The organism is Variovorax sp. GW821-FHT10D07 (assembly GCF_059415325.1).
On sequence record NZ_JBWKMZ010000004.1, the window covers coordinates 333,664 to 352,885 of the forward strand.

Annotated in this window: 18 protein-coding genes; 6 read left to right on the plus strand and 12 right to left on the minus strand. The window is 72.3% G+C overall.

The window, feature by feature from the left end; translation table 11 throughout:
* Positions 1-53 precede the first annotated feature (53 nt).
* Both aqpZ and AC07PU_RS15990 read right to left on the minus strand, forming a co-directional pair.
* Positions 54-797, minus strand: coding sequence for an aquaporin Z (gene aqpZ, locus AC07PU_RS15985; protein WP_093355215.1), 744 nt, complete (start codon positions 795-797; stop codon positions 54-56).
* A gap of 185 nt (positions 798-982) precedes the next feature.
* The gene (locus tag AC07PU_RS15990) at positions 983-1,990 is read right to left on the minus strand and encodes a zinc-dependent alcohol dehydrogenase family protein (RefSeq protein WP_495318717.1); all 1,008 of its coding nucleotides are present in this window, start codon (positions 1,988-1,990) and stop codon (positions 983-985) included.
* A 97-nt stretch (positions 1,991-2,087) separates the two neighbouring features.
* On the opposite strand from AC07PU_RS15990, the gene AC07PU_RS15995 reads away from it, so the two are divergent.
* Both AC07PU_RS15995 and AC07PU_RS16000 read left to right on the plus strand, forming a co-directional pair.
* Positions 2,088-2,996, plus strand: coding sequence for a LysR family transcriptional regulator (locus tag AC07PU_RS15995; RefSeq protein ID WP_495318719.1), 909 nt, complete (start codon positions 2,088-2,090; stop codon positions 2,994-2,996).
* A gap of 52 nt (positions 2,997-3,048) precedes the next feature.
* Positions 3,049-4,089 carry an ABC transporter substrate-binding protein gene (locus AC07PU_RS16000; protein WP_495318721.1) on the plus strand — a complete coding sequence of 347 codons (1,041 nt, stop codon included), beginning with the start codon at positions 3,049-3,051 and terminating at the stop codon, positions 4,087-4,089.
* A 116-nt stretch (positions 4,090-4,205) separates the two neighbouring features.
* On the opposite strand, the gene AC07PU_RS16005 is transcribed toward AC07PU_RS16000, so the two are convergent.
* From AC07PU_RS16005 to AC07PU_RS16035, 7 genes are all read right to left on the minus strand, one after another.
* Complete coding sequence (locus AC07PU_RS16005) at positions 4,206-4,718, minus strand: DUF3761 domain-containing protein (protein ID WP_495318723.1); 513 nt, start codon at positions 4,716-4,718, stop codon at positions 4,206-4,208.
* A gap of 179 nt (positions 4,719-4,897) precedes the next feature.
* Positions 4,898-5,539, minus strand: a complete 642-nt coding sequence (locus AC07PU_RS16010; protein ID WP_495318725.1) for a hypothetical protein — start codon at positions 5,537-5,539, stop codon at positions 4,898-4,900.
* Positions 5,536-6,366 carry a COG1470 family protein gene (locus tag AC07PU_RS16015; RefSeq protein WP_495318727.1) on the minus strand — a complete coding sequence of 277 codons (831 nt, stop codon included), beginning with the start codon at positions 6,364-6,366 and terminating at the stop codon, positions 5,536-5,538. Before AC07PU_RS16015 ends, AC07PU_RS16010 begins: the two co-directional genes overlap by 4 nt.
* Positions 6,363-6,845 carry a hypothetical protein gene (locus AC07PU_RS16020; protein WP_495318729.1) on the minus strand — a complete coding sequence of 161 codons (483 nt, stop codon included), beginning with the start codon at positions 6,843-6,845 and terminating at the stop codon, positions 6,363-6,365. Before AC07PU_RS16020 ends, AC07PU_RS16015 begins: the two co-directional genes overlap by 4 nt.
* Before the next feature lie 5 nt (positions 6,846-6,850).
* Complete coding sequence (locus AC07PU_RS16025) at positions 6,851-7,393, minus strand: hypothetical protein (protein ID WP_495318731.1); 543 nt, start codon at positions 7,391-7,393, stop codon at positions 6,851-6,853.
* An 80-nt stretch (positions 7,394-7,473) separates the two neighbouring features.
* On the minus strand, positions 7,474-8,061 hold the full coding sequence (locus tag AC07PU_RS16030; RefSeq protein ID WP_495318733.1) for a hypothetical protein: 588 nt from the start codon (positions 8,059-8,061) through the stop codon (positions 7,474-7,476).
* A 94-nt stretch (positions 8,062-8,155) separates the two neighbouring features.
* A complete protein-coding gene (locus AC07PU_RS16035; RefSeq protein ID WP_495318735.1) occupies positions 8,156-10,414 on the minus strand; it encodes an SdrD B-like domain-containing protein in 2,259 nt (752 codons plus the stop codon).
* 278 nt (positions 10,415-10,692) lie between these two features.
* Between AC07PU_RS16035 and htpG the strand changes: the two genes are divergently transcribed.
* The 4 genes from htpG (at position 10,693) to AC07PU_RS16055 (ending at position 16,340) form a co-directional block, all read left to right on the plus strand.
* Positions 10,693-12,729, plus strand: a complete 2,037-nt coding sequence (gene htpG, locus AC07PU_RS16040; RefSeq protein WP_495318737.1) for a molecular chaperone HtpG — start codon at positions 10,693-10,695, stop codon at positions 12,727-12,729.
* The gene (locus AC07PU_RS16045) at positions 12,726-13,394 is read left to right on the plus strand and encodes a hypothetical protein (protein WP_495318739.1); all 669 of its coding nucleotides are present in this window, start codon (positions 12,726-12,728) and stop codon (positions 13,392-13,394) included. Before htpG ends, AC07PU_RS16045 begins: the two co-directional genes overlap by 4 nt.
* A gap of 4 nt (positions 13,395-13,398) precedes the next feature.
* Positions 13,399-14,454 carry a Bug family tripartite tricarboxylate transporter substrate binding protein gene (locus tag AC07PU_RS16050; protein WP_495318741.1) on the plus strand — a complete coding sequence of 352 codons (1,056 nt, stop codon included), beginning with the start codon at positions 13,399-13,401 and terminating at the stop codon, positions 14,452-14,454.
* 197 nt (positions 14,455-14,651) lie between these two features.
* Positions 14,652-16,340: a hypothetical protein gene (locus AC07PU_RS16055; protein ID WP_495318743.1), complete on the plus strand. Its 1,689-nt coding sequence runs from the start codon at positions 14,652-14,654 to the stop codon at positions 16,338-16,340.
* Here AC07PU_RS16055 and AC07PU_RS16060 read toward each other — a convergent pair.
* The 3 genes from AC07PU_RS16060 to AC07PU_RS16070 are packed head-to-tail and all read right to left on the minus strand — an operon-like array spanning position 16,316 to position 19,219.
* Positions 16,316-17,461 (minus strand): glycosyltransferase family protein, encoded by a 1,146-nt coding sequence (locus AC07PU_RS16060; protein WP_495318745.1) that lies wholly within the window; start codon positions 17,459-17,461, stop codon positions 16,316-16,318. The genes AC07PU_RS16055 and AC07PU_RS16060 overlap by 25 nt on opposite strands.
* A 14-nt stretch (positions 17,462-17,475) precedes the next feature.
* The gene (locus tag AC07PU_RS16065; RefSeq protein WP_495318746.1) at positions 17,476-18,240 is read right to left on the minus strand and encodes a hypothetical protein; all 765 of its coding nucleotides are present in this window, start codon (positions 18,238-18,240) and stop codon (positions 17,476-17,478) included.
* Positions 18,230-19,219, minus strand: coding sequence for a hypothetical protein (locus AC07PU_RS16070; protein WP_495318748.1), 990 nt, complete (start codon positions 19,217-19,219; stop codon positions 18,230-18,232). Before AC07PU_RS16070 ends, AC07PU_RS16065 begins: the two co-directional genes overlap by 11 nt.
* Positions 19,220-19,222 lie beyond the last annotated feature (3 nt).

Below are 19,222 nucleotides of genomic sequence, written 5' to 3' on the forward strand. Positions count from 1 at the left end.
AAAAGGGGAGGCAGCGATGCCTCCCCTTTTGTCGTTGGCGTGGTGCGCGTCGTTCAGAGCGCGCTGTCGCTGCCGCTTCCGCTGCCACCGTTGCCGCGCAGCCGCAGCCCGCGGTAGATCAGCGCGCCGATCACGGCGCCCACGATCGGCGCGACCCAGAACAGCCACAGCTGCTCGATCGCATAGCTCGGGCCGAACAGCGCCACGCCGGTGCTGCGCGCCGGGTTCACCGAGGTGTTGGTGACGGGGATCGAGATCAGGTGGATCAGCGTGAGGCACAGGCCGATGGTCAGGCCCGCGAAGTTCTGCGCCGCGCGGCGGCCGGTGGCGCCGAGGATCACGACCAGGAACACGGCCGTGAGCACCACCTCGATCAGCAGCGCCGACATCAGGTTGTAGCCGCCGGGCGAATGCTCGCCGTAGCCGTTGGTGGCGAAGCCGCCGAGCTGCGCGCCGGCCTTGCCGGTGGCGATCAGGTAGAGCAGGCCGCCGGCGACGATCGCGCCCAGCAGCTGCGCCACGATGTAGGCCGCGAGCTGCGTCGGGTTGAAGCGCCCGGCCGCGGCGAGGCCGATCGAGACCGCGGGGTTGAAGTGGCCGCCCGAGATCGGGCCGAGCGCATAGGCACCGGTCAGCACCGTGAGGCCGAAGGCCAGCGCGACGCCCGCGAAGCCGATGCCCAGTTCCGGGAAGCCTGCCGCGAGCACCGCGCTGCCGCAGCCGCCGAAGGTGAGCCAGAAGGTGCCGATGAATTCGGCAGCCCATTTCTGCGGTGCACTGAAGTCCCTGCGTTCCATGTTCGATTTCCTCTCTCTGATGTTCTCGATGTCAACGAAAACGCCGGGGCGAAACCCGGCGCGCGCGGATTCTGGAACGGGAAAGGGAGAGCAAGCCTTCGGGCGCCCGCACGGGATCGGGCAAGGCGGGCAACTGTTCACGAAAACGTCACGGTTTTCCGCGCAACGCCGGTGCCCGCGCGAACTCAGGGGGTCACGACGATCTTGCCGAAGGCGCCGCGCGCGAGGTGGTCGAGCGCCTGCGGCAGCGCATCGAAGCCGTAACTGGCGGCGATCGCGGGGCGCAGGCCGTTGGCGTCGACGGCGCGCACGAGCTCCTCGAGCGCGCGCCGGTGGCCCACGCCGATGCCCTGCACCGTGACACGGCCGAGCACCAGGCCGTAGAAGGAGGCGTCGAGCGTCGTGCCCTCGAGCATGCCGATGACCGACACCCGCGCGCCCTGCGCGCAGGCCTGCAGCGAGCGGTCGAGGTTGGGCCCGCTCGCGAGTTCGAGCACATGCTCGGCGCCGCGCCCGCCGGTCAGGCGCCGCACCTCGGCGGGCCAGTCGCTGTCGCGCGCCAGCACGTGGCTGGCGCCGAGGGCGCGCGCGGCCTCGTGCTTGTCGGCGCTGCCCGAGATCACGATGGCCTGCGCCCCATGCAGCCGCGCGATCTGCAGCCCGAACAGCGCCACGCCGCCGGTGCCGTGGATCAGCACCGTCTGGCCCGCGCGCAGCGCGCCGAGCTCGGCCAGCGCGAACCAGGCCGTGAGCCCGGCGCAGGGCAGGGTGCTGGCCTCGGCCAGCGAGAGCGTGGCGGGCGCGGCCACGGCCGCCTCGGCGTCGATGAGCACGTGCGAGGCCAGCATGCCCGGGCCGGGGCCGCCCGCGGGCACGGCATGGGCGGGCCAGTGGTGGTCGATCCAGCCGTTCCAGAAGGTGTTGATCACGCGGTCGCCGGGCGCGAAGCGGCGCACGCCGTCGCCGACGGCCTCGACCGTGCCCGCCATGTCCGAGCCCGGCGTGAACGGCAGCGCGAGCGGCATGCCCATGCCGTCCTCCGTCATCAGCAGGTCGCGGTAGTTGAGCGCGACCGCGCCGACGCGCACCAGGATCTGGCCGGGGCCCGGCTCGGGCAGCGCTGCCTGAACCTGTTCGAGATGGGCGCGGCCGTAGGCGGGGAGTTGCCAGCGGCGCAGGGTGGTTTCGGGCATGAAGGCCTCCGCGAAAAGAAGAAGGCCTGATGCTATTGACGCTCTAAAGGCGTCGGTGGTGGATAATTTTCCGAAATTTGTTGCCTGAAATTCGTCAATGAGCCCGCGCCTGCAAGGCATCGAGGAATTCGTCGCCGCTGTCGAGGCCGGCAGCTTCGCGCTCGCCGCGCAGCGCCTGCACGTCACGCGCTCCGCGGTCGCCAAGAGCATCGCGCGGCTCGAGGCGCGGCTGCACACGCGGCTGTTCCTGCGCACCACGCGCAGCCAGAGCCTCACGCAGGAGGGCCATGGCTACTACGAGCGCTGCCGCAACGCGCTGGCCGAGCTCGAGGCCGCCGAGGCGCTGGCCGATGCGGCGCGCAGCACGGCCTCGGGCGTGGTGCGGGTCAGCATGCCGGCCATGCTCGGGCGGCTCAAGATCGGGCCGCTGCTGCTGGCGCTGGCGCGCCGGCATCCGCAGCTCTCGCTCGAACTCGGCTTCAGCGACCGCCTCGTCGACCTCGCGGAGGAGGGGCTCGATCTCGCGATCCGCAGCGGCGATCTCGGCGACAGCACGGCGCTGATCGCGCGGCTCGTGGGCATGCAGTGGATGGTGCTGTGCGCCGCGCCGGCCTACCTGGCCGAGCGCGGCCGTCCCAAAGGCATCGAGGACCTGAAGCCGCCGCACGAGGCGGTGCTCTATGCGCGCGACGGCGCGGCCTCGGCCTGGCGCTTCCATGCCGGCGATCGCGTCGCCGAGGTGCTGCTGCCCGCGCGGCTGCGCTGCGACAGCGCCGAGGTGCTGCTCGAGGCCGCCATCGGCGGCATGGGGCTCGCGCGGCTGCCGGCCTGGCTCGCGGCCGAGGCGCTGGCGGCCGGCACCCTGGTGCGCGTGTTCGACGAGCCGCGGCCCTTCGGCTTCGCGCTGCACGTGATCCGCGCGCGCAGCCGCTACCTGCCGCTGAAGACGCGCGTGGTGATCGACTGGCTGGCCGAGCATCTTCCGCCGCTGCTGGCAACCGACTGAACCCTGTCGGCGCCCGCGCGCGCCGACGCTATCCTGAGCCCCAGGAGACCACATGCACTTGCTCGCCTTCACCCGCACATTTGCCGCGCTCGGCGCGGCCGCCGCCCTGCTGGCCTTGGCGCCGCACGCGGCAGCACAGGGCACGGTCAACGCGCTGTGCAGCACCGACGCCGGCTGGTGCGAGGCCGCGGCCGCCGCCTTCACGCGCGAGACCGGCATCAAGGTGCTGCAGGCCCACAAGGGCACGGGCGAGATCGGCGCGCAGCTGCGTGCCGAAGCGGCCAACCCGAAGACCGACATCTGGTGGGGCGGCACCGGCGATCCCTTCCTGCAGGCGGCCGAGCAGGGCCTGCTCGAGCCCTACCGCCCGGCCTACATCAACGACCTGCACGACTGGGCCGTGCGCCAGTACGCGTTGTCGCAGAACATGGTCGGCGGCTTCTACACCAGCGCGATGGGTTTCGGCTTCAACACCGAGCTGCTGAAGAAAAAGAAGCTGCCCGAGCCGCAGTGCTGGGCCGACCTCGTGAAGCCCGGCTACAAGGGCGAGATCGAGATCTCGCACCCCGCCACCAGCGGCACGGCCTACACCATCATCGCGGGCCTGGTGCAGCAGATGGGCGAGGACGCCGCCTTCGACTACCTCAAGAAACTGCACCGCAACGTCACCAGCTACACCCGCAGCGGCCAGGCCCAGGCGCCCAACGTGGCCAAGGGCGAGGTCGCGGTCGGCGTGAGCTTCATCTTCGGCTTCGAGCGCTGGCGCCACGACGGCTTTCCGGTCAAGACCGCCGCGCCCTGCGAAGGCACGGGCTACGAGATCGGCGGCATCGCGCTGGTGAAGGGCGCGCGCAACAAGGAGAACGCGAAGCGCTACTACGACTGGCTCATGAGCCCCGCGGGCCAGTCCATCGGCGCCAAGGCCGGCAGCCTGCAGTCGCCGGCCAACAAGACCTTCAAGCCCGATCCGCGCATTCCCTCGATGGACGGCGTGAAGCTCATCAAGTACGACTTCCAGAAGTACGGCCAGGCGGCCGAGCGCAAGCGGCTGATCGACCGCTGGACGAAGGAAGTCGAATCCCTGCCGAGGTAGGCGATTCCCGGCTCCCTTCGCGAAACACCGAGGAACCGGCTTCGCCGGGCCTCAGGTGTTGCCCCCGGAAGGGGGTTGGCGTAGCGACACGAAGTGCGCGAAGCCTGGGGGAGAGCCTATCCACAGGCCTTGTTGTGCGAGGCGTGCATGCCCTTGGCCTTCGCATCGGCTTCGCTCAGGTACTCGCCCTTCTTGGTCTTGCCGTAGTAGCGGTCGCCCACGCAGTGGTAGACCTTGGTCGTGTCGTTGGCCCACACCATGCCGGGGCCTCCACCGGGTGCGGCGGCCATCTTCGTGACGTCGGGCGAGCCGGGCGTCTTGGTCGCGGTGCCCGTGCTCGGGGCCACGCCGGTCTTGTCGACGCTGGCCGACTGGGTTTCCACGGCGGGTGCGGCGGCAGCGGCGGCTGCTGGTGCAGCCTTCGCATCGGCTGCCTTGCCGAACCAGGTCTTGATGCCCTTGTGGCCACGGCAGGCGCCGGACTTGGTGTCGGGCGAGGCATAGCTGCCGTCCTTGCATTGCACGGTGGTGCCGGCTGGCGCGTCGGTCGGCACTTGCGCCTGGGCGGCAAAGGCGGCCAGCCCGAGGCAGGCGGCGATCCACAGCATCTTCCTGGGGTTCTTGTTCATGCAAAGCTCCTGAGGTGTTGAAAGGCAGATGCGCAGCTTTGGAGGGCAATCCCAGCGGAAGCTGACTTGCGCGAGATTCAGGGCGGGCCGGCGGCAAAAGTCACCGTCCCCTGGCGAGTGCCGGCGGGATTGCGGAGGCGGCCCGTGACGCGTTCGTGCGTGGCACGCCGTGCCCGCGCTCAGGGCGTGCTGGCCGTGAACCGGAGCACGCCGGTGTAGCTGCCCGCGCTGCGGCTGGCGCTGTTGGCATAGCCGAAGGTCCAGCTGGCTTTCTGCAGCGTGACGAGGCTCGAGAAGCCCGTGCCCGCGACGAGCGCGGCGCCGCCGATGCCGCTGGCGGGCACCGGCGGCGCGGGCAGGCCGGGGTTGCTCGAGGCGATGGTGATCTCCGACATCGGGATGGTGTGGCTGCCGTTGGACAACGGCGTGCTCGCCTCGGCGCGGATGGCGATGGGGCCGGCGTTGCTGCGCACCTCGACGGGCAGCACGTGGTCCGAGGCCGTGACGGCGAAGACCGGCGCGCCGCCGGGCCAGTCCAACGGCTGGCGGCTGCCGGCCACGGGCGCGATGCCCGCCGGCGGGATCGACGGCGCGAGCACGAAGCGCACGGTGCCCACGGCATTGCTCTGCGCCGGCCAGGGACTGGCGCCGACGCCGAAGAACAGGAACTTCTGGATCGAGAGGCTGAAGTCCAGCCTGGCCGTCGCGCTGCGCGGCACGTTGAAGCCGGACGCCGAGGTGGCCGTCTCGGCCCGCGCGGCCGCCATGAGCGCCAGGCATGCCGCTGCGACCGTGCCGCGCAAGGCGAGGCGTGCCGTCACTCGAACGCCGCCTCCACCTTGAAGCTGCCCTGCGCCCAGTCCAGCGTGCCCTCGGCCTTCACCGGATAGGCGGGCTGCGGCGCGGCGCGGCCGTCTTCGGCCTGGGGCATCAGCGCCAGCGTGCGAGTCTGGCCCGGCAGGATCGGCGTGCCCTCGGGCACCAGCGCGAAGGCGCGGCCCCGGCTGTCGACGGCGTCCAGGCTGCCTTCGAGGCGGCCGTGCGCGTCGCCGGTGTTGGCCACGGTCACGGCGATGCGGCGCTGGCCGCCGCTGTCGCTGCTGGCGATCCGCTGCAGGTCGAGCCGGGGCTCGGCGCCGTCGAGCGCGAGGTACACGGCCACCGCGATGCGCCCCGTCACCGGCAGGCTCAGGCTGGCGCCGCCGCCCTGGATCAGCGCCTGCTGCGCGGGCTCGCTGCCTTCGATCGCGATCATGAAGCGGCATTCGCCGCGCGGCGAACCCGCCGGCGGCTCGATCTGGAAGCGGTAGGCCCGGCTGCCGCGCGCGGGCAGCTGCACGCTGCGCCGCTCGAGCGCCACCCAGGGCCGGCAGCTGCCGGGCTGCAGGTCGTCGTGGTAGCTGATCTGGCCCTCGGCCGAGTAGTGCCAGTCGATGGTGCGCACCGTCACCTCGGTCGCGACCGGCGCGAGGTTGTGGAGCTCCAGCGACTGGCCCAGGCGCGTGCCGCCGCGGCCCGACAGCTCGAAGCGCGAGGGCGAGACCGCGATCTCGAACGGCGCGGCCACCGCGCCGCCGGCGCCGGCCAGCAGCAGGACGAAGGTGGCGGCGCGTCGCCGCAGCGCGCGGGTGGGACAAGGCTGGGTCATGGCAGGGTCTCGATTTCGAAGATCGATTCGAAGCGCAGCGAAGCCCCCGGCGGCAGCCGCAGTTCGCGCGGATCGAGGCGCAGCGTGAGCTCGAAGCTCTCGGTCATCCAGGCGGTGGCGACGGTGCCGATCCAGACCGGCACGCGGTCGCCCGGCCGGCCGCTGGCACTCGCGAAGGCGCCATGGCTGCGCCATTGCAGCTGCATGCCCGCGGGGGAGCGCAGGCCGGGGATGGCGGCCGGGATCACGTAGAAGATGCGCGCGCGCCGGCCGATGTAGGGCGCGGTCGCGAGCCGGTAGTCGATGCGTCCGAAAGGCAGGTCGAAGCGGATGCCGTCGACCGGTTGCGCGCGGCGGAAGTCGGTGCCGACCTGGGCGCGCGGCGAGCTCGAGTCGTCCAGACGTGCAACGCCCGCGCCGGCCGGCAGCGCCAGCGACAGCAGCAGCAGCGCGGCGAACGGGACGATCGCTGCCCGCATGCGCTTCACTCCATCGACGCCGTGAAGCGCACGGTGCCCCGGTAGTTGCCCGCGGGATAGACGACGTCGTTGTCGTAGCTGAACTGCATCCGCGTCGCGCTGATCGCGTTCGAGCGGTAGGTGTAGCCCAGGCACAGCAGCAGCACCGGGGCCGAACAGAAGGTCGCGTTGGCATTGAAGCTCGCGATCTGCTGGTTGGCGCTGCCGTCGAAGCGGCCGCTCTGGATGTCGCCCGTGGTGGCGGCGCCGTTGTTGCTGGCGGTCCAGCCGATCTGGCTGAACGGGATGAGGGTGGCGCCGCAGCCGCCCGACTGGCAGGCCAGGCCGGGCGTCGAGTCGACCCGCAGCGTCACCGGCCGCGCCGTGGACGACGAATTCGCGGGCCGGAACGGCGTGACCCACACCTCGATGACCGGCGAGCCCGTCACCGGCGCCGGCGCCAGGCCGACGTTGTCGCCGGCGACGTTGAACGCCACCGTGTCGACGCCGCTCACCGCGCCCACGCGTACCGAGATGGCATAGACCAGGCCGACGTCCGTCACCGTCATGACGACGGCCTCCGCGGGTAGGGCGAGGCCCGCGGCCAGCAGCGCGGCGGCGAGCGGAGCCGGGGCCGGGCGGGGCCGCATCAGATGCCTTGCGCGGTGTAGGTGATGGTGTTGGTGTACGTGTTGGCGCGCCAGCCGGCCGGCGTGCCGCCGAGCGCGTAGGTCCAGGTGCCCGTGGCCACCGTGTTGGACGGGAACGCGGTCGAGGCGCAGGCGCCCAGGTTCGCGCCCGGGTGCGGCAGCGTGCCCTCGGCGGTCACGGTGAAGTCGGCGTCGGCCGGGCCGCCCGTGGCGTTCCAGGCGCCGAGCGCGCAGTGGATGGTGCCGGTGCCGGCATTGGTCCAGGCGTAGACGGTGAGCGTGTCGGCGCCGGCCGCGGCGGCAACGGTCGCGGCCGGTGCCGCGCCGTTCCAGTCCACGCCGGTGTTGGTGGCGGCGGCCAGCGCCGGCGTGGGAACGGCGGGGATCTCCAGCGCCGAGCTCCATCGCAGCGTGTCGACGGCGGCGTTGGCCGCGCCCACGCGCAGCAGGATGAGCTTGGGCACCGTCACGCTGAGGTTGACCTTGGCCTGGGCCGTGATGGTGCCGGTGCCCGCGCCGTACTGGCTCTCGGCGATGGCCTCGCCACCGGCGGCGAGGCAGAGGGCCGCCACGGAAAGGGCGAGCATGCGGTGGGGGAGGGCGCTGGGGTTCATGAGGGGCCTCGATGGATGAAGAAAGAAGAGCAGCAGCGGGCAGGAGAAGACCGCAGGGGCGCGCTGCTCATTCGCCCACCTTGGTCAGGGGAATCTCGGCAACGGCCCGGCCGCGCAGCGGAACGCCGAGCGCCACGCCGCCGTCGCCGGCCGCGCCCCAGGGCAGCGGCACGCTGTCGAGCGTCAGGCTCAGCCGGTGGCGACCGGTCGTCACGAGCGGAAATTCGAAGCGGCCGTCGCGGTCGGTGGTGGTGCGGTAGCGGCCGTCGAGCTGGACCTCCACGTGGGCGGCGCCGCCTTCGTCGGGCTGCCGCGCGCCGTCGCGGTTGGCGTCGAAGAACACATGCCCGGCGACGCTGCCTGCACCGGCGCCCGCATCGCCGTCGCGCACGCCGGCGGTCTGGAAGGGCGTGCCCGCGCTGCCCTCCCAGCGCAGGTAGACGTAGGCGCTGCGGTCGTTGCTGCGGTAGAGCTGCGGGCCCAGGCTCGTGGTGGGCGCCACGGCGGCGCGCGCCTGGTTGAAGTAGGCCGCGAAGCCGATGCGCCAGCCCCCGGCGAGCGCCTTCTCGGCCGTGAGCGAGCCCGACAGCCCGCGGCTGGTGTGCAGGCCGCCGCTTTGCGAGGTGTAGCGCAGGTTGCCGCCGAGGTGGAAGCCGCTGTCGAGCCAGCACAGGAACTGCACGCCGGCCGTGGGGTAGTTGCGTGGCACGCCGCCGCTGCGGTCGCGCGCATAGCCGAGCGTGGTCGTGAGTTCGGGGCGCAGCGTCTCGCGGCCCGCGCCGATCCAGTCCTGCTCCCACTGCCATTCGTGGCCGGTGGCGGCCTGGTCGCCGAGCACGATCAGCTCGTTGCGCCGCACGGTCAGGCTGAAGCGGCTGCGCAGGCCGCCGAAAAAGCGTGCCTGGTGGAAGACGCTGGCGTAGAGGCTGCGCGAGTCGCTGCCGGCGGCGGTGTCCGCGCTGCTGTCGTAGCGCGTGCGCTGCAGGCTCAGGCTGCCGCCGACCGAGGCGTGGCGGTCGAACTGGTACAGGAAGCTGCCGTTCGCGCCGCTGCGGCTGGAACCCGCGAACCCGAAGGCGGCGTCGCCCTGCGTGCGCTCGTGCTCGAGTCCGCCGCCCCAGTGCAGGCGGCTGCCGCCGCGGTCCACGCGCCAGTAGGCGCCGCGCGTGCCGTCGGCCACGAGATGGTCGCCGAAGAAGAGATTCGGCCGGGCCGTGTAGGCGCCGAGTTCGTGGCGGTAGGGCCCCAGGCGCGCGCTCGCCTCGACGAACAGCCCGCGCGAATCGCCGACGGCGACGCCCGGCGTCGGCGAGCGCGTGCGGCTGCCGATCAGCGTGGCGCGGACCTTGAAGTCGCCGTCGCGCTCCACCTCGCGGCCCCAGCCCAGCGCGCCGGCCCAGCTCTCGACATGGCGCGATCCGACGCCCTGGCCCGTGAACGGGTCGAGGGTCCAGGCCGGAAGGTCGCGTGCCCGGTTCAGTTGCGTGGCGACGAAGCCGTTCCCGCCCACGCGCTGCGTCAGGCCGAGCCAGCCGAGCGTGCCCTGGCTCTGCTCGAATCCCGGATACGGCCCGCCCCGGAGGCTGCCGCGCATGCCGAAGCCCGCGCGCCAGTCGCTGTCGGCGTCGAACACGCGCAGCGAGGCCCCGCGCACCGTGGTGCTGCCGAGCGAGAGCCGGTAATTGCGCGCCAGGCCCTCGGTCAGCTCGCTGTGGATGTCGCCCAGCGCGCTGTCGGCGAAGGTCCGGGGCGTCAGCGGAAAGGCGAGGTTGCGCAGCGTGAGGCGGCCGCTGCCCGCGTCCTCGGCGTAGCCCAGCACGCCGATGCCGCCCTGGGCCTGGCGGTCGCCGTTCCAGCGGCGGCCGTCGGCCTGCAGCAGGAACTCGCCGTGGTTGAGCGTCTCGCGGCGGTACTCGATGCGCTGGCCGAACTCCATCGCGCGCCGCCGCCCGGCGCCGGAACTCGTCGCAGCGCCGAAGCCGATGCGGCTCTCGGTCATCCAGGCGCGAAAGCCTTCGGGTTGCGCGGACGGCGCGGCGCTGTCGTCGGCGGACGCGGCGCCGGCCTCGTCGGCGCTCATGAACCGGTCCTGGTAGGGCACCGGCGCGGCTTCGACGAGGGCCTTCAGCCGCGCCTGCTGCGCCTGGGCCCGGTCCATCGGCTGGATGCGGGCCTCGGTGGCTGCGGCGGGTGGCGCGGTCTGCGCCTCCGCGGCGAGGCAGGCCAGCGCCGCCAGGCAGCCGACGCCCGGGCGGCCCCGCGGCGCCACGGCATTCCGGCCGAGCCAGCGGCAGGCCACGGCAACTCCCTCGTCATCCAACAACATCGCCGTCCCTTTGGGCCCCGAGGGCCCCGGTTGAGTTGAATCACTGCGTGCGCAGCGGAGGCGATGATTGTGGTTTTTGGTAACTTTTGCTGACCAAAAACGAGGGCTTCAGGGGCGTTGCCGAATTTTTCGTAGTAAACCGTGATGGAGTGCTTGAAATCTCGGTAGCGAGCGTTGATTTTTAAAACCGTTTGCCCCAGGTAGAAAAGCTGCGTCCGGGCCGAGCCCGGACCGCCGCGCCGCCTTAGAATTTTTTCGATCCGACCTTTCCTTTTCCAATGGCTGATTCCTCCAACACCAAACTCCCGTTCCAGGCCGAAGTCGCGCAACTGCTGCACCTCGTCACGCATGCGCTGTACTCCAACAAGGAAATCTTCCTGCGCGAGCTGATCTCGAATGCATCGGACGCCTGCGACAAGCTGCGCTTCGAGGCCATCGACCGTCCCGAGCTCTACGAAGGCCAGTCCGATCTCGACGTGCGCATCAGCTTCGACAAGGCCGCGCGCACCCTCACCATCACCGACAAGGGCATCGGCCTGTCGCGCCAGGAGGCGATCGACAACCTCGGCACCATCGCCAAGAGCGGCACCAAGGACTTCGTGAGCAAGCTCAGCGGCGACCAGAAGGCCGACGCGCAGCTCATCGGCCAGTTCGGCGTGGGCTTCTACTCGGGCTTCATCGTGGCCGACCGCATCACCGTCGAATCGCGCCGCGCGGGCCTGCCCGCCGAACAGGGCGTGCGCTGGGCCAGCGGCGGCGCCGGCGACTTCGAGGTGGCCGACATCACGCGTGCCGAGCGCGGCACCAGCATCACGCTGCACCTGCGCGAGGATGCCGACGAATACCTCAACGCCTGGAAGATCAAGCAGATCGTCGGCAAGTACTCCGACCACATCTCGCTGCCGATCCTCATGGAGAAGGAGGAGTGGAAGGAAGGCGAGAACGACCAGCCCGGCGACATGGTGAAGACCGGCGAATGGGAAACGGTCAACAAGGCCAACGCGCTGTGGAGCCGTCCCAAGAAGGACGTCACGACCGAGCAGTACGAGGAGTTCTACAAGAGCATCAGCCACGACTTCGAGGCGCCGCTGGCCTGGAGCCACAACCGTGTCGAGGGCAGCACCGAGTACACGCAGCTGCTCTACATCCCCGCCAAGGCGCCGTTCGACCTCTGGAACCGCGAGAAGAGCGCGGGCGTCAAGCTCTACGTGAAGCGCGTCTTCATCATGGACGACGCCGAGGCGCTGATGCCCAGCTACCTGCGCTTCGTCAAGGGCGTGATCGACTCGGCCGACCTGCCGCTCAACGTGAGCCGCGAGCTGCTGCAGGAAAGCCGCGACGTGAAGGCGATCCGCGAAGGCAGCACCAAGCGCGTGCTCGGCATGCTCGAGGACCTGGCCAAGAAGCAGAAGACCGGCCCCGAGAGCGGCGAGGGCCGCATCGACGTGGGCTCGGGCGAATCGGTGCCCACGCCCGAGCCGACCGAGGCCGTGACGGACGTGGTCGACAAGAACGCGCCCACCGCCGCCGAGACCGCCGCCGCGGCGGCCGACGACGCGGGCAAGTACGCCAAGTTCTACGCCGAGTTCGGCGCCGTGCTCAAGGAAGGCCTGGGCGAGGACTTCGGCAACCGCGACCGCATCGCCAAGCTGCTGCGCTACGCCTCCACCACCACCGATGCCGTGAGCGTGAGCTTCGCCGACTACAAGGCGCGCATGAAGGACGGCCAGGACGCGATCTACTACATCACGGCCGACACGCTGGCCGCCGCCAAGAACAGCCCGCAGCTCGAGGTCTTCAAGAAGAAGGGCATCGAGGTGCTGCTGATGACCGACCGCGTCGACGAGTGGGCGCTCAACTACCTCAACGAGTTCGACGGCACGCCGCTGCAGAGCGTGGCCAAGGGCGCGGTCGACCTCGGCAAGCTGCAGGACGAGGACGAGAAGAAGGCCGCCGAGGAGGCCGCCGAGTCGTTCAAGCCGCTGCTCGAGAAGCTCAAGGAAGCGCTCAAGGACAAGGCCGAGGACGTGCGCGTCACCACGCGCCTGGTCGACTCGCCCGCCTGCCTCGTGGTGCAGGACGGCGGCATGAGCACGCAGCTCGCGCGCATGCTCAAGCAGGCCGGCCAGCCCGCGCCCGAGCTCAAGCCGGTGCTCGAGGTCAATGCCGAGCACGCGCTGGTCAAGAAGCTCGAGGGCTCGGCCCACTTCGACGACCTCGCGAACATCCTGTTCGACCAGGCGCTGCTCGCCGAGGGCGGCCTGCCGGCCGATCCCGCGGCCTACGTGCGGCGCGTGAACGCGCTCCTGGTGTGAACACGCGGCCGCGCACCCGCATCGCGGCCGCCGGCCTTCCGGCCGGCGTGCTGCTCGCGCTGCTGGTGAGCGGCTGCTCCCACTACCAGATCGGCATCCCGATCGTGCCGGGCCTCTCGCTGGGGCTCGGCGCCACCAAGGACGGCAACTTCTCGGTCGGCCTCAACACCGGCTTCGGCCCGCTCGGCGCGGGCGTCGCGGTCAGCAACAGCGGCGCGGTCGCGGGCTCGGTCGGCATGGGCCTGGGCGTCGGCCCGGTCGGTGCCGGCGTGGGCCAGAGCGTGGTGCTGCACGATCCCAACGCGGGCAAGCCCAATGCGATGCAGCCGGGTCCGGTGACCAGCGTCGGCGCCGGTGTCGGCGGCAGCGCGGGAGGCTTCGGCGTCGCGGCCGATTTGCCGCCCACGGGCGGTGCGCCACCCGCGCCGGCACCCGCCGCATTGCCCGTCGCGGCGCCCGCCGCCACGCCGGTGTCGGCCGCGCCGCGCGTCAACAAGGCCCGCGCGCCGGGTGTGCTGGTGCGCAGGAACGATTCCACGCGCGAGGCCGTGCCGGTCGCCGCCCCGACGCCCGTGCAGGTCACCTACCGCACGCCCGAGGCCACGGCGCCCGCGCGCGTCGGCATCAACGCGCTCGGCTCGCCGGGCAATCCGATCGCGCCCTGAGACGATGGCGACGGCACGCGTGGCAACGGTGGCATCGGCGCAGGCGGATCCATCGGCCGCGCCGGCCACCGCCTCGCGCGATCGCCGCGCCTGGCTCGCGGGCGCCGCCGGCCTGGCCGGCGCGCTGCTGCTCGGCGCTCCACCCGCGCGGGCCCAGCGCGAATTTCCCAATCGGCCGATCCGCTGGATCGTGCCCTACCCGGCGGGCGGCGGCTCCGACTTCCTCACGCGCATCGTCGGCAACCAGCTCGCGATCGACACCGGCCAGCCGGTGGTGGTCGAGAACCGCACTGGTGGCAACACCTCGCTCGGCGCCGCCGAGGTCCTGCGCGCGCCGGCCGACGGCTACAGCGTGTTGTCGGCCGACAACGGCACGCTGGTGTTCAACCCCGTGCTCTACCGCAACCTCGGCTACAACCCGCAGCGCGACTTCGCGCCGGTCACGCTGATGGGCCGCTTCCCGCTGGTGCTGCTGGTCGGGCCGGCCAGCGGCGTGCGCGACGCGCGCGCCTTCCTCGAGGACGCGCGCGCCTATCCCGGCAAGATCAGCTACGCCTCGGCCGGCACCGGCAGCCCGCACCACCTCGCGATGGAGCTGCTGCAGCGCCAGGCCCGGCTGCGCATGCTGCACGTGCCCTACCGCGGCGCCGCCAACGCGGTGGCCGACGTGGCCGGCGGCCAGCTGCAGGCCATGATGTGCGACCTCGCCGCGTGCCTGGGCTTCATCCGCAGCGGCCGCGTGCGCGCGCTCGCGATCGCCGACCGCGTGCGGCTGCCGCAATTGCCCGAGGTGCCGACCTTCGCGGAACTCGGCATCGACGGCGTCGAGGCCGCCGCGCTGGTGGGCGTGGTGGCGCCGGCGCGCACGCCGCCCGAGATCGTGGCGCGGCTGCAGCAGGCGATCGCGAGCGCCATCCACAACCCCGCGGTGCACCGCAAGCTCGCGGCCTATGGCGTCGAACCGGTGGGCGGCACGCCCGCGCAGTTCGCCACCCTGTTGCATCAGGAGTCCGAGCGCTGGGACGACCTGATCCGCGGGCTCAACCTGACGCTGGACTGAGCGCCGCCTTGCGGCGCCGGCACTTTGCCTGCCGTTCACACACGGCACGCGCTTCACGTTTGCTTTGCACGAACTTTGCGCGCGCTTGGCGCGGGGCTCACCGAACGCTAAGAGTGCACTTCTAGATTGGCGGCTCCCCCTCAGCCACCGGCCGGCGAGGCGGCCCGCAGGGCCTCCGGCACCGACCGCCCATCGCCATGCCAGCACGCCGGTTCCACCAGGTCCTCTTCGTCGACGACTTCTTCCGCTCGCCCGACAACGGGCTGCACTACTTCCCCGCCAACCGGCGCTTCCTGCAGGGCTTCTTCGGCTCGGCGCTGGGCCGGCTCGGCCTGCCGATGCGCGAGATCGCGCCGCGCTCGCATGGCGGCACGATCGACGTGGCGCGCGCGATGGCGCTGCTGGGCCTGCCGGCCACGCCGGCCGGCTGGGCCCGCGCCTGCGTCGCCGACCTCGCGCCGCTGCGCGGGCTCGAGGGCCTGCCGGCCTTCGGCCCGGGCTGCCTGGTGATCGGCTGGGGCCTGACGCCGGCGCTGCAGCACTGCATCGACCGCAGCGGCGCGAGCTACCTCGACATCGAGATCGACCCGCGCCGCTTCACCGAGCACCTGCACTTTTGCGCGCGCACCAACGACGCGCGCATCCGCGCCGCGCTCGAGGCGCGCGCCATCGACGAGGAGCTGTTCTGGAACCACGCGGCCGCCATCCGCGGCTGTTTCGCGCGCCGCGGCGCGGGCGCGCTGTTCGATCCGCGGCTGCGCGTGGGCCTGTTCTTCGGCCAGAGCCTGGTCGACCTCTCGCTGGTGAGCGGCGGGCGCAGCCAGCATCCGTCCGCCGTGATCGGCGCGCTGCGCACGCTGGCGCAGGAGGTCGACCTGCTGGTCGTGAAGCCCCATCCCTACGAGCCCGCTCTGCACGACCTCGCGCCGATCGCGCGCGCCATTCCCAACGTCGCCTGGACGCGCGAGAACACCTATGCGCTGCTGTCGGCCGGGAACCTGCGCTTCGTCGCGGGGCTGTCCTCGAGCGTGCTGACCGAGGCGCGCTACTTCCTGCAGCCCGTGCGCGCGCTGATCCGCGCCGACCGCAATGCGCCCGAGTGCCTGCCCGCGGCCTGCTCGCCCTGGCTGCCGGTGGGGCCCGAGCTCGGCGCGCTGGACTTCATGCTCGACGCCTGCTGCGCGCCCGGCGAGGAGGCCACGGCCCCGCCGGCCGGCGCCGGCGCATGGCCCGCGGATGCGATCGAGCGCGCCTTCTCCACGCGCTGGGGCTTCGACGACCGCGACCCGGGCCTGCAGGCGCTGCCCGAGCTCGTGCTCGGCCGTGACTACGCCTTTCGCACCGGCAATCCGGCCACGGCCTGGCTGGCCCATGGCTGGTCGGCGCCCGACGACGTCGACACCTGGAGCGAGGGCTCGCTGGCCTGCCTGGTGATCCCGCTGCCGCCCGCGGCCGTGTTCGCGCATCCGCTGCAGGCCCCGGGCCAGGCGCCGGCGCAGCGGCTGCGCGTGCGCATCGACTACCGCTGCGAGGCGCAGAGCACGCGCGTGGTCGCGCTGCTCGACGGCGCCATGCTGCCGGGCCAGCGCACCTCGGGCGCGTGGCGGCGCAGCCTGGTGTTCGAGCTCGTGCCCTCGCCGCAGCGCAAGTGCCTGGTGCTGCAGTTCTTCGTGGGCGAGGCGGCCGATGCGGAGGTGGCCGAGGGCGTGGACGAGCCGGTCGTGCGCTCGGGCTTCACCTTGCGCAAGCTGCGCGTGTCGATGAGCCCGGCGGGCACGGGCGATGTCGCGGCGCTGCCGCAGCCCGACACCACGACGGCAGCGCCCGAGCGCGCGCTCGACCGGATGCTGCGCGTGGTGCTTCAGTCCAGGCGCGCGGCCGGATAGGCCGCGTCGGCACCGGCCGCGGCCGGTTGCGTCGCGAGGCGCAGCAGCAGCAGGCTCCAGGGCTGCAGCCGTTCGAGCGCCGCCTCGCGGCCCTGCGCGGCCGTGGCCTCGGTGCTCGCGCCCAGCTCGCGCGCCGCGGCCGTCACGTCGCGCGCGAACGCGGCCGCGTCGCCGCGCCACACCACCACGCGATGCCGCAGCCCGAGCTGCGCGGCGCGTTCGGCATTGCTCGCCTGTTCGGGCTGGTCGGTCTGCAGCAGCAGGATCGGCTTGCGGTAGACCTGGGCCACCGACAGCGCCGCCATGCCCGGGGCCGAGACGATGAAGGCGCTGCGCGCCGCGGTGTCGATCCAGTGCGCGTCCTGTGGCTGCCAGCCGGCACGCCCGGCATAGCCTTCGCCCACGCAATGCGCGCCCAGGCCCGCGGCGGCCAGGCCGTGCTCGAGGCTGTCGGCCAGCGCCGTGTCCTTGAAGTGCGGGTTGAGGTAGACCGCGGCCCGCGGGGCTACGGCCGCAACGTCCTCGCTCGAGGCCACCGCCACCGGCGTCGCGAGCCGGTGCGTGCCGCGGCCATCGTGCGCCGGTGCCTCCTGCGCGAAATCGTGCGCGATGCGCGCGCGGCTGCGCCCGATCTGCCAGGCCACGATGCGGCCGAAGGCGCGTGCCGTCCAGCCCGGCAGCCGGCCGCTGAAATTGCCTTCGAGCGCGCGCCGCAGGCTCGCGCCGTACACGTGCACCACCTTGTGCCGCCACGGCGGCAGCGCGCCCATGAACAGCAGCGCGGGATGGAAGGAGTCGTTGACCACCAGGTCGGCCTCGCGCAGCCGGCCGTGCAGCCGCACGATGTCGCGCAGCATGCGGCCGGGCCGGAACACGTAGTGCGCCACGTTGCGGTCGGTCTCGCGCCGCAGCATGTTCTGCCGCGCGTCGAACTGCACCGCGTAGTGGCGCGAGAGCACGGGCGCGTCGATGCCGAAGCCCGCGAGGAAGAGCGCGCCCTCGTCGGAGGTGGTCAGCACCTGCACCTGCGCGCCGGCCGCGCGCAGCGCGTGCGTGAGCAGCTGCGAGCGCATCAGGTGGCCGCGCGCGTCGGCGGTCGCGAGGTAGAGGATGCGCGGCATGGCTCAGCCGACGCTCAAGCCACGTGCGGCACCAGCCGCAGCGCCGCGCCCGCGCACCACATGCCGAGCGCGCCCGTGATGCCGAAGCCGCGCTCGATGGCGCGCACCTCGTCCATCAGTTGCGCGAGCCGCGCGCGCTCGTGCGGCGCCACGCAGCGCTGCAGCGTGTGGCTGCACAGGCGCACGTGGCGCTGCTCGTCGGCCCACACGCGCGCGAGCAGCGGATGCAGCGCATGCGCGGGCCCGATCAGCGCGCAGTGGCGCTCGAGGATGCGCGAGGCCATCTGCTCGGCCGCGAGGCCGATCGCATAGGCCGGCACCAGGCCGCCGTGCGCGAAGTGCGGCGCATGGCGGCGGATCAGCGCCTGCCAGCGCGCGAGCTTGCGCCGGCTGAACCAGTCGGGCCGCGGCTGCTCGCCATCGAGGGCGCCGGCTTGTGCGCGGCCGCCGCGTTCGGCGATGGCCTCGGCGAACAGCCGCGCATGCAATTGCTCGTCGGCCAGGTGCTGGTCGAGCTGGCGTTCTAGCCAGTCGGGCGCGGCGGCGCGCAGTTCGCGCTGCAGCGCCTGTTCCGACGATTCCTCGCCCACGAGGTAGAGGCGCAGCAGCAATGCCTCGCCCGCGCGGCTGGCATGCAGCTGGCGCAGCGCGGCGCGCTTCACGCGGTGCACCAGCGCGGCTTGCAGCGCGGGCCAGCCGCGCAGCCGCGGCGGCACGAGGCTCTCGAAGCCCGGGGCCTCGGCGTCGACCTCGGCCCGCGCGTACAGCTCAGCGGCCATTCGGCCCGGCCTTCGCATCGAGCGCCACGGGCTGCAACTGCTGTTGCTGCCAGCCGAGCACCAGCCCCAGGAAGCTGCCCTGCAGGAAGCCGCGCGCCGTGGCGTCGGCGCCCGCGAACTCGCGCTGCTGCCCGTCGTAGCGCACGAAGCCCTTGCCGCCGGTGGTGCCGATCGTGAGCTTCTCGTTCTTGCGGAAGCCGCGCTGCAGCAGCGGTTGCAGCAGGGCCTGCGATTCGAGTCCGTAGAGGAACAGGTCGCGCTGCACCACCTGGCGCGGAATCTGTCCGCTCAGGGCCTGCAGCTCGAGCGACCAGTTGCCCTCGCGCATCGCCTCGGCCAGCGGCCGGTTGCGCGTCGTGACGAAGCGCGTGCGCGCCACCCACTTGACGGCCTTCGACACGCCGAGCCCGACCGTGATGTCGGCGTCGCGCGCGGCGCTCTCGCGGTTGTCGCGCACCTGCACCAGCTCGTCGGCCAGGCGCGCCGTCAGCGACGGCTTGGCGAGCGCCTCCATGACCTGCGCGCTGCTGAACAGCACGCGCTCGCCGCCGGTCTCGCCGACCACGAGCTGCCAGGGATCGATGCGGATCTCGGAGAACTCGCCGCGCACCGGCGCATGCGCATGGCTGCTGAACGACCAGTCGTTGCCCGAGCGGCTCAGCAGCGCATGGAAGCTCAGCGGCACGCGCTGGCCGTCGGCCGTGCGGCCCGAGCCCTGCAACACCACGTCGCCCACGATGCGCTTGCCGTCGTAGCTGCGGCCATTGGCGAAGCGCAGCGTGTGCGTGGCCTCGTCGAGCGTGGCGCGGGTGTCTTCGTCGTCGAGCGCGAGCCGGTTGCAGTTCTCGCTGGTGCCGGCGGCGATGGGGCAGCCGCTGCCCGAGGCGAAGGCGAAGACGCCGCGGCCCGAGAACTCGGCCGAGGCCGCGAGTCCGGGAGCGAGCAGCGCGAGGGCGGCGAGAACGAGCAGGCGTGCCATGGT